General features: G+C 72.8%; 5 protein-coding genes. All 5 read left to right on the top strand.

From position 1 onward, the window contains the following. Nucleotides 1–5 precede the first annotated feature (5 nt). From IEY98_RS00605 to IEY98_RS00585, 5 genes are read left to right on the top strand one after another with little or no spacing between them, the layout of a single operon-like run. Nucleotides 6–965 (top strand): TauD/TfdA family dioxygenase, encoded by a 960-nt coding sequence (locus IEY98_RS00605; protein WP_189208313.1) that lies wholly within the window; start codon nucleotides 6–8, stop codon nucleotides 963–965. Then, entirely contained in the window at nucleotides 965–1153 is a 189-nt protein-coding gene (locus IEY98_RS00600; RefSeq protein WP_189208312.1) for an MbtH family protein, read from the top strand. The genes IEY98_RS00605 and IEY98_RS00600 overlap by 1 nt, the downstream gene beginning before the upstream one ends. Then, nucleotides 1150–4236 carry a non-ribosomal peptide synthetase gene (locus IEY98_RS00595; protein WP_189208311.1) on the top strand — a complete coding sequence of 1029 codons (3087 nt, stop codon included), beginning with the start codon at nucleotides 1150–1152 and terminating at the stop codon, nucleotides 4234–4236. Before IEY98_RS00600 ends, IEY98_RS00595 begins: the two co-directional genes overlap by 4 nt. Next, entirely contained in the window at nucleotides 4233–4868 is a 636-nt protein-coding gene (locus IEY98_RS00590; RefSeq protein ID WP_189208310.1) for a TrbL/VirB6 family protein, read from the top strand. The genes IEY98_RS00595 and IEY98_RS00590 overlap by 4 nt, the downstream gene beginning before the upstream one ends. Then, entirely contained in the window at nucleotides 4865–10312 is a 5448-nt protein-coding gene (locus IEY98_RS00585) for a non-ribosomal peptide synthetase/MFS transporter (RefSeq protein ID WP_189208309.1), read from the top strand. The genes IEY98_RS00590 and IEY98_RS00585 overlap by 4 nt, the downstream gene beginning before the upstream one ends. The last annotated feature ends 5 nt before the right edge of the window (nucleotides 10313–10317 follow it).

Below are 10317 nucleotides of genomic sequence, written 5' to 3'. Positions count from 1 at the left end.
CGACGATGCCTGACTCGAACGCCGCGACCGACCTGGACACCGCGGCGCTGCCGCTGCTCGTCGAGCCCGACGGGCGCGCCATCACCGACCTGATCACCGACCGGCGCGCGGAGCTGCGCGCGTCCCTCGCCGAGCGCGGGGCGCTGCTGTTCCGCGGCTTCGACGTCGGCGGCGTGGACGGCTTCGACGCCGTCGTGCGCGCGCTGTCCGGCGAGCCGCTGCTCTACACCGAGCGCTCGTCGCCGCGCAGCACCATCAAGGGCCGCGTCTACACCTCGACCGACTACCCGCCGGACGAGGAGATCTTCCTGCACAACGAGAACTCCTACCAGGCCGCCTGGCCGCTGACGCTGTTCTTCTACTGCGTCGAGCCGCCCACCAGCCTGGGCGCGACGCCGCTGGCCGACGTCCGCGAGGTGTACCGGTTCATCGATCCGCAGGTGCGGGCCGAGTTCGAGGCGCGCGGCTGGATGCTGGTGCGCAACTTCCACGCCGACTTCGGCGCGGCCTGGCAGGACACGTTCAACACGACCTCGCGCGACGAGGTCGAGGCGTACTGCGCCCGCAGCGGGATCACGTGCCAGTGGCAGGGCAAGGACGGCCTGCGCACCCGCGCCGTCCGGCAGGCTGTGCACTACCGGCCGGGGTCCGACGTGCCGCGCTGGTTCAACCACATGGCGTTCTTCCACGTGACCACGCTGCCCGCGGACCTCAGCGAGGGCCTGCGGTCGATGTTCGCCCCGGACGACCTGCCCACCAACACCTTCTACGGCGACGGCGCGGAGATCCCCGCCGACGTCCTCGACCACGTCCGCGGCGCCTACCGGGCCGCGACCACCCGATTCGACTACCACCGCGACGACGTCCTCGTGGTCGACAACATGACCGCCGCGCACGGCAGGGAGCCCTTCACCGGCCCCCGCAAGATCGCCGTCGCCATGGCCGAGCCGCACGGGAGCAAGTGATGACCCAGCAGGAGACCCTGTCCGTCGTCGTGAACGGCGAGGAGCAGTACTCGGTCTGGCCCGCCGACCGGCCGCTGCCCTCGGGCTGGCGCGCCACGGGCTTCACCGGCGACCGCGCCGCGTGCCTTGCCCACATCGATGAGGTGTGGGTGGACATGCGGCCGCTGTCCGTGCGGGAGGCGTCGTGAGCAGGCAGTGGGCGTTCCCGGCGTCCTACGCCCAGGAGCGGGTCTGGTTCGCCAACCAGCTCGACCCGGCCTCGCCGGTCTACAACGTCTCCGCGCCGACCGAACTGCCGGACGGGCTGACCCACGAGCAGGTCGTCGGGGTCCTGGCCGCGGTCGTGGCCCGGCACGAGTCGCTGCGCACGCACTTCCGCCTCGACGGGGACGAGCTGCGCCAGGTCGTGCACGAGAGCGTCCCGGTCGACCCGCCGGTCACCGACCTGCGGCACATCCCGTACGACGAGCAGTCGCCGCACATCGACGGGCTGGCCTCGCGGCTGGCGCGTACGGCGATCCCCATGGACCAGCCCCCGCTGTGGCGCGCGGAGCTGGTGCGCAGGGGCGAGCGCCAGTGGACCCTGCTGCTGGTCGTGCACCACGCGGTGTTCGACAGCCGCTCGCAGGTCGTCTACGACACCGAGCTGCACACCCGCGCCGACGCCGCGCTGCGCGGGGAGACCGTGGACCTGCCCGAGCCGGAGATCCAGTACGCCGACTTCGCCGTCTGGCAGCGCGAGCACATCGCGGGCGCCGAACTGGAGCGCCGCGTGGCGCACTGGCGGAAGACCCTCGCGGGCGCGCCGCCGGTCATCGCCCTGCCCACCGATCGCCCCCGTCCCGACCGGTTGGCCTTCGACGGCGACGAGGTCTGGTTCGACCTGCCCCCCGGCCTGCTCGACCGGGTCGGCGCACTGGCCCAGGCGCGCTCGGCGACCCCGTACATGGTGCTGCTGGCCGCGTACGCCGCCCTGCTGTCCCGGTTGTCGGCCGCGGACGACATCGTCGTCGGCGTCTCCACGGCGGGCCGCGACCGGCCGGAGCTGATGGACCTGATCGGGATGTTCGTCAACCCGGTCGTCCTGCGCGCCGACGTCTCCGGCGACCCGGCCTTCGGCGACCTCGTCTCCCGGGTCCGCGCGGCGCTGGCCGACGCCATGGACCACGGCGACACCCCGTTCCAGGCCGTCGTCGCCGACCTGGTGTCCCGGCACGACCCCGCGGTGCAGCCGCTGTTCCAGGTGGCGTTCAACTTCGTCCCGGACTCCGGCTTCGACCAGGTGAAGCTGGGCACGACCAAGGACGACCTGGCCTTCGACATCACCACCGGCACCAGCCGCCTGCTCTACCGCACCGCGCTGTTCGACCGGAGCACCGCCGAGGCCATCGTCGAGCGCTACCTCCTGCTGCTGGCCGCGGCGGTGTCCGACCCGGACGCCCCGGTGTCGTCCCTGCCGCTGATGGGCGACGACGAGCGCGCCGCCGTACTGGCCGCCAGCCGGGGCGAGCGCAGGGAGCCGCCAGCCGACCTGGTCCCCGCCCAGCTCGCCGCGCAGGCGGCCCGCACCCCGTCCGCGCCAGCACTGGTCTCCAAGGGACGGACGTTCGACTACGCCGGGCTGCACGCCCACGCCGACGCGCTGGCGGCGCGCCTGCCGGTCGGGCGCGGTGACATCGTCGCCCTGGCGCTGCCGCGCTCCCCGGAGCTGGTGGTCGCCATCCTCGCGGTCCTCAAGTCGGGGGCGGCGTACCTGCCGCTGGACGTGGAGCACCCGCCCGCCCGGCTGGCCGCCCTGCTGGCCGACGCCCGGCCGCGGCTCACCCTGACCACCGCCGACGCGGCCGCCCTCCTGCCGGAGGGCACCGCGACGCACGTGGTCTCGCTCGCGGCCGTCCCCGTCGCGGCGGACGCGGCGGGGGTGGCCGCGTTGCCCGCGGATCCCGCGTACGTCCTCTACACCTCGGGCTCCACCGGGCAGCCCAAGGGCGTCGTCGTGGAGCACCGGGCGCTGGCGGCGTACCTGGCGTGGGCGCGCGCGACCTACCCGGGGCTCAGCGGCACCGTGCTCCTGCACTCGCCGGTGACGTTCGACTTCACCGTCACCGGTCTGCTGGGCACGCTGGCGGCGGGCGGCACCATCCGGCTGGCCGGGCTCGACGAGCCCGCCGACGGCGCGGCGCCCGCGTTCGTCAAGGCCACGCCCGGCCAGCTCCCGCTGCTGGACGCCGCCCGCTCCCCGCACGCCGACCTCGTCCTCGGCGGCGAGGCCCTGACGGCGGAGCAGCTCGCCCCGTGGCGGGCGGCGAACCCGCACGCGACCGTGGTGAACGAGTACGGGCCGACCGAGGTGACCGTCGGCAGCGTCGCCGCGGTGATCGTCCCCGGGGAGGAGCTTCCGCCCGGCCCGGTCGCGATCGGCACGCCGACGTGGAACACCGACGCGTACGTGCTCGACGCCGGGCTGTCCCCGGTGCCGGACGGCGTCGTCGGCGAGCTGTACCTGGCGGGCGCGCAACTGGCCCGCGGCTACCTCAACCGCCCCGCCCTGACCGCGGACCGCTTCGTCCCGTGCCCGTTCGGCGAGCCCGGCGCCCGCATGTACCGCACCGGCGACCTGGTCCGCCGCCGCCGCGACGGCGCCCTGGAGTACCTGGGCCGCGCCGACCAGCAGCTCAAGCTGCGCGGCATCCGCATCGAGCCAGCCGAGATCGAGGCCGCCCTGCTGGCCCTCCCCGGCGTGCGCGCCGCCGTGGTGATCGCCCACCAGGACGAGACCCCCGACGACACCCGCCTGATCGCCTACGTCGTCGGCGACCCCGGGAGGGCGGTGGACACCCTGCCCGCGGTCCTCCCCACCCACCTGGTCCCGTCCGACGTGATCACGGTCGACGCCATCCCCCTGACCCCCAACGGCAAACTCGACCGCGCAGCCCTCCCCACCCCCACCCGCCGCGAGCGCGGTTATGTGGCGCCCCGCACCCCCGCCGAGGAGCTGGTGGCCGAGGTCTTCGCCGACATCCTGGGCGTGCCGAAGGTAGGCGCCTTCGACCACTTCCTCGACCTGGGCGGCAACTCCCTCCGCGGCATGCGAGCCATGGCCCGCATCCGCGCGGAGATAGAGGTAGACGTCCCCATGCGCGCCCTCTTCGCCCACCCGGTAGTCGCCGACCTCGCCGCCGAGATCGACAAGGCCATCGCCGCCGAGGTAGCCGACCTCACCGACACCGAGGTAGCCGCCCTCCTAGCCGACCAGGAGGGCCAACCATGACCCAGCCGGCCCCCAGCGCACTCCCCAAGGTCATGCCCCGCACGGCCCACCCGGCCGAGGGCCGACGAGCCAAGCGCGCCCTCACCCGAGTCTGCCCGGCACCAGCCCCACCCAAGGGCGTCTCCACCATGACCCGCCGCACGGGCGGCACCCCCGCCAGCGGTGTCCTGGGTAGGACCCGTCCCTCCCAGGGCGCCCCCACCCACGGCGCCCACGGCGCGGCCCATCCCGCCCACGGCACCGCTGCCCACGGCACCGTCGCCCACGGCACCGTCGCCCACGGTGTCGCTGGCGCGGCCTGCGCCGGCTACGGCACCCCCTCCGCCGGTATCCCCGACGCGGCCCGCCCTGCCCACGGCACCGCCGCCAACGGTGCTGCCAGCATCGCCCGTTCCACTGCCACCACCGTCGCCCGCGGCACCGCCAGTACGGCCGGTCCCGCCAGCGCCGCCGATGGTGTCCCCGGCACGGCAGGCCCCGCCTACGGTGCCGTCGCCCGCGGCACCGCCGCCGACGGTGTTCCCGGCGCGGCCCGTTCCGTCAGCGCCGTCGCCGACAGTGCCCTCGGCTTCGTCCGTTCCACTGTCGGTGTCTCCGGTACCCGGCACCACCACGAGGAGTCAGCCCCATGACCGCAGCCCCGGAGGCTGCCGACCGTTCGGCGGCGGCTGCTGCTCTGTTGGCCAAGCGGCTGCGTAAGCGGTCTGTCGCGCCTCGGGCGGTGATCGCGCGGCGGCCCGAGGGGGTGGCGCCGCCGTTGTCGTTCGCCCAGGAGCGGGTCTGGTTCATGGACCAGATCGCTCCCGGTGAGGCGGCGTACCACATCGCCGTGCCGTTGCGGGTGCGTGGGCCGCTGGACGAAGGCGCCCTGCGTGCCGCGCTCGCCGTGCTCACCGAGCGGCATGAGGCGTTGCGGACCCGGTTCCCCGCCGACGCCGACGGCAGGCCTACCGCCGTCGTCGCCGAGCATGTCGCCGTGCCGCTGCGCCACGTGCAGGCCGCCGACGAGACCGCCGCCCAGGCGATCGTCGACCGCGCCGTGCTGGAGCCCTTCGACCTCGCCGAGGGACCGCTGCTGCGCGCGCTGCTCATTCAACTGTCCGAAGAAGACCACATCCTCCTGCTCACCCAACACCACATCGTCGGCGACGGCTGGTCCGTCGACGTCCTGCTCCGCGACCTGATCGCCACCTACCACGGCCGCGTACTGCCCGAACTCCCCGTGCAGTACGGGGACTTCGCGCACTGGGAGGCGAACCGGCCCGCAGAGGCGCATCTCGACTACTGGCGCGATCGCCTCGCCGGGGTCGAGCCGCTCGACCTCCCCACCGACCATGCTCGACCCGCGACGCAGACCTATCAAGGCGATTTCGTCGAATTCACGATCAGCGAACACACCACCGACCGCCTACGCGCGCTAGCAGCCCATCATGACAGCACACTGTTCATGATTCTCCTTGCCGCGTACCAAGTCCTGCTGTCCCGCCACAGTGGACAGGACGACTTCGCGGTAGGCGTCTCCTCGGCAGGCCGCTCCGCGCCCGAGCTGGAGAACGTCGTCGGCATGTTCATCAACATGCTTCCCATGCGCGCCGACCTCGCCGACGACCCCACTTTCGCCGAGCTCGTCGACCGCACCAAGCGCAGCGTCCTCGACGCCTTCGAGCACGCCGAGGTCCCCTTCGCCCGCGTGGTGCAGGAACTCGGCGTCCCCCGCGACGTCAGCCGGTCCCCGTTGTTCCAGAGCATGTTCGTGCTCCAGAACTACGAGATGGGCCGCTTCACCGACGACGCCGCCACGGGCGAGGTCACCTTCGAGTGGACGCCGATGGAGCTGCGCGCCACCCGGTTCGACTTCGAGCTGCACGTCGTCGAGGTCGTCGACGGCCTCTGGGGCAAGCTGGTCTACAACACCGACCTGTTCGACCGCGCCACCGTCGAGCTGATCGCCGAGCGCTGGCGGACGCTGGTCGCCGCGCTCACCGAGAACCCCGACATCCCGGTGTCCCGGGTGGACATCCGCGCCGACGCTGACAAAGCGCTCCCGGCAGCCGCCAACGCCACCACCACCCCCTTCCCCGACACCACGCTGCACGCGCTCATCGAGGCCCAGGCAGAACGCACCCCGAACGCCCCCGCAGTGGCGTTCGAGGGCAGCACCCTCACCTACGCCGAACTCAACGCCAAGGCCAACCGCGTCGCGCACAGGCTCGCCCAGCAAGGCGTAGGACCGGAATCCCTGGTCGCCGTGTGCGCCAACCGGTCCCTGGACCTGCCGGTAGCCCTCCTCGGCGTCCTCAAGGCAGGCGCGGCATACGTGCCGATCGACCCGGAATACCCCGCCGAGCGCCGCACCTTCATGATCGAGGACGCGCAGGCCCAGGCCGTGCTGGTCAGCCGCGAGTTCACCGACATCGCCGAGGACCACCTCGTCATCGAGGACGACTTCACCGACGGCCCCACCGAGAACCCCGCGCCCAGGGCCACCCCGGACAACGTCGCCTACGTCATCTACACCTCAGGCTCCACCGGCAGGCCCAAGGGCGTGCCCAACACCCACCGCGGCATCGTCAACCGCCTGGATTGGATGCAGAACGCCTACCGGCTCGACGACACCGACAGCGTCCTGCAGAAGACCCCGTTCGGCTTCGACGTCTCCGTCTGGGAGTTCTTCTGGCCGCTGCAGACCGGCGCCCGGCTCGTCATCGCCAAGCCCGGCGGCCACAAGGACGCGGGCTACCTGCGCGACCTCATCAACGCCGAGACGGTCACCACCGCGCACTTCGTCCCCTCCATGCTCGGCGTCTTCCTCGGCGAGCAGAGCGCGTGCCCGAGCCTGCGCCGCGTCATCTGCAGCGGCGAGGAACTGCCGCTGGCGACCGCCCGCGAGTTCACCGCCCGCTTCCCCGGCACGGAGCTGCACAACCTGTACGGCCCCACCGAGGCCGCGATCGACGTCACCGCGTGGCACTGCGCCGACCTCGACGGCCGCACCAGCGTCCCGATCGGCGCGCCGATCGCCAACCTGCGGGTGCACATCCTCGACCGGCACGGCGTGGAGACCCCGATCGGCGTCGCGGGCGAGCTGCACATCGGCGGCGTCGGCGTCGCCCGCGGGTACCACCGCAGGCCCGCGCTGACCGCCGAGAAGTTCGTGCCCGACCCGCACGAGCCCGGCGCCCGCCGCTACGCCACCGGCGACCTTGCCCGCTGGCGCCGCGACGGCACCGTGGAGTTCCTCGGCCGCCTCGACCACCAGGTCAAGCTGCGCGGCCTGCGGATCGAGCTGGGCGAGATCGAGTCCGCGCTGCGCGACCTGCCCGGCGTCGCCGACGCCGCGGTCATCGTCCGCCAGGACACGCCCGGCGACCAGCGCCTCACCGCGTACCTGGTCGGCGGGGCCGACCACGCGGAGGTCAAGGTTGCGCTGAAGAAGCGCCTGCCCGAGTACATGGTGCCGACCGCGATCGTGGACATGGACGCGCTGCCGCTGACGCCCAACGGCAAGCTCGACCGCAAGGCGTTGCCCGCCCCGCAGGTCACCCGCAGCGGCGAGCTGGTCGAGCCGCGCACCGACACCGAGCGCGCGCTGGCGGCCATCTGGACCGACGTGCTCGCCATCCCCGCGGTCGGCATCGATGACGACTTCTTCGACCTCGGCGGGCACTCGCTGCTGGCCACCCAGGTCGTGGCGCGGATCAGGAAGCTCCCCGACGCGCGCCCGGTCGGTGTGATGGACCTGTTCACCCACCGCACCATCCGTGACCTCGCCGAGTTCATGGGCGGGACCGACAGCGGCCCCCGCAAGCTCCTCTACGAGCTGACCAAGACCAAGGCCCCCGCGCTGACCTACGTCTGCGTCCCCTACGGCGGCGGCAGCGCGATCGTCTACCAGCCCCTCGCCGACGCCCTCCCGGACGACCACGCCCTCTACAGCGTGGCCATCCCCGGCCACGACGTCGGCCTCGACGAGTCCGCGCTGCCCTTCGACGAGCTGACCACCCGCATCGCCGACGAGATCCGCGACCGCGTCACCGGCCCGCTCGCGCTCTACGGGCACTGCGGCGTCGGCAGCGCGATCACCGCCGAGGTCGCCCGCAAGCTGGAGACCGGCGGCCGCGACATCGAGGCCGTCTACATCGGCGCGATGTTCCCGTTCGCCCGCCCCAAGGGCCCGTTCGCCGCCGCCAAGACGCGGATCGAGAAGCTGCGGTCCAACCGGCACTACGCGAGCTGGCTGAAGTCCATGGGCGTGGACACCGACGAGATCGACCCCGAGCAGGCCGACCGGATCATCAGCAATATGCGCGCCGACTCGCGCGCGGCGGAGGACTACTTCACCGACCTGCTCGACCGCGGCGCGGACAAGCTGCGCGCGCCCGTCATCTCCGTGGTCGGGTCGCAGGACCCGGTGACCGACTACTACGCCGAGCGGTACGCCGAGTGGCAGTTCCTCAGCGACACCCTCGCGCTGGTCGTGCTGGACGAGGCCGGGCACTTCTTCCTGAAGTACCGCGCCGACGAGCTGGCCGAGATCGTCTCGCGCACGCACCGGGCGCTCGCCGCCGAGGACACCGCCGAGCTGTCCGAGCGCGGTGACGACGCGCCGTGGGACCTGCGCGACTGGCAGAAGGTGGGCACGCGCGCGCCGTCGTCGATCACCCCGAGCATGCCGCGCTTCCTCGCCGTCGCGCTCGGCCAGCTCGTCGCCACGACCGGCGCCGCGCTGACCGCGTTCGCCCTCCCGATCTGGCTCTACACGCGCACCGGCTCGGTCACCGACCTCGGCCTGCTGTGGGCGCTGGCGCTGCTGTGCGGGGTGGTCATGCTGCCCATCGCGGGCGGCGTCATCGACCGCGTGGACCGGCGGCGGGTGATGCTGGTGGCCAGCTGCGCCTCCGGGGCCATCCAGTTGGTGCTGGCCGGACTGCTGTGGTCCGAGCGGATCGAGCTGTGGCACATCTATGTGCTCGTGTCGCTGAGCCAGGTCGCGGCATCGTTCCAGCGCTTGGCGTTCCAGTCGTCGGTGCCGCAGCTGGTGCCCAAGCGCTACCTCGGCCACGCGATGGGCATCGCCCAGCTCTCCAGCGGGTTCGCGCTGCTGCTCATGCCCATCCTGGCGGCAGGCCTGCTGGCCGAGATCGGGCTGCGCGGCATCGTGCTCATCGACGTCTGCGGCTACGTCCTGGCGATCACCACCGTGCTGTTCGTCCGGTTCCCCGACCTGCTGGGCTGGCGGCCCCGCGAGCCGCTGGCCACCGCGATCCTCAACGGGCTGCGCTACTCGTGGCGCCACCGCGGCTTCCGGCTCATGCTGGGCTACTTCGCCCTGGGCAACGTCTTCCTCGCCCCCGCGCTCGTGCTGACCACCCCGCTGGTGCTCTCCTTCGGCGACATCACCGACGTGGCCGCGATCGCCCTCGCCGAGGCCGTGGGCGCGCTGGTCGGCGGCCTGGCGATGGCGGTGTGGGGCGGACCGAGGGCCCGGCGCATGATCGGGGTCCTGTGCTTCAACCTCGGCACGGCCGTGGGCTGCCTGGCCATCGGCGTGCACCCGTCCGTGGTCGCGGTCGGGGCCGGGGTGTTCTTCATGGCGATGTCGATGGCGCTCGCCCAGGGCGTCTACGCGACGATCGTGCAGGTCAAGGTGCCGCAGCGGTTCCACGGGCGGGTGTTCGCGATCAACCAGACGCTGTCCTGGTCGACGCTGCCGATCGGGTTCGCGCTGCTGGCCCCGCTGGCGACCGCCGCGTTCGAGCCCCTGATGGCCCCCGACGGCGCGCTGGCGGGCACCGTGGGGGCCGTCATCGGCACCGGGGAGGGCCGGGGCATCGGCTTCGCGTACGTCGTCTTCGGCGTGCTGCTGGTCCTGGTGACCGCGGGCGGCTGGGCCCTCCGGACGCTGCGCCGCTTCGACACCGAGGTCCCCGACTCGCTCCCGGACGACCTGGTCGGCGCGCAGGAACGGGCCAATCGGCTCGCCCGTCACCGGTCCGTGACTATGACCGATTTGTCACCAGAAGATGACACAGCAGGTCAGGGACGTGACGAAGAGTCAGAGGTTGCCGTGAGATAACGCAC

Source organism: Actinokineospora fastidiosa (assembly GCF_014648415.1).
GTDB classification, from domain to species: Bacteria; Actinomycetota; Actinomycetes; order Mycobacteriales; family Pseudonocardiaceae; genus Actinokineospora; species Actinokineospora fastidiosa.
The sequence above is the reverse complement of the archived record's forward strand: the minus strand, read 5'-3'. Positions and strand labels throughout refer to the sequence as shown.

Bases quoted from the DNA above. Each gene is read 5' to 3' on its own strand.
- IEY98_RS00585 (WP_189208309.1), top strand. From the start codon at position 4,865: ATGACCGCAGCCCCGGAGGCTGCCGACCGTTCGGCGGCGGCTGCTGCT.
- IEY98_RS00605 (WP_189208313.1), top strand. From the start codon at position 6: ATGCCTGACTCGAACGCCGCGACCGACCTGGACACCGCGGCGCTGCCG.
- IEY98_RS00590 (WP_189208310.1), top strand. From the start codon at position 4,233: ATGACCCAGCCGGCCCCCAGCGCACTCCCCAAGGTCATGCCCCGCACG.
- IEY98_RS00600 (WP_189208312.1), top strand. From the start codon at position 965: ATGACCCAGCAGGAGACCCTGTCCGTCGTCGTGAACGGCGAGGAGCAG.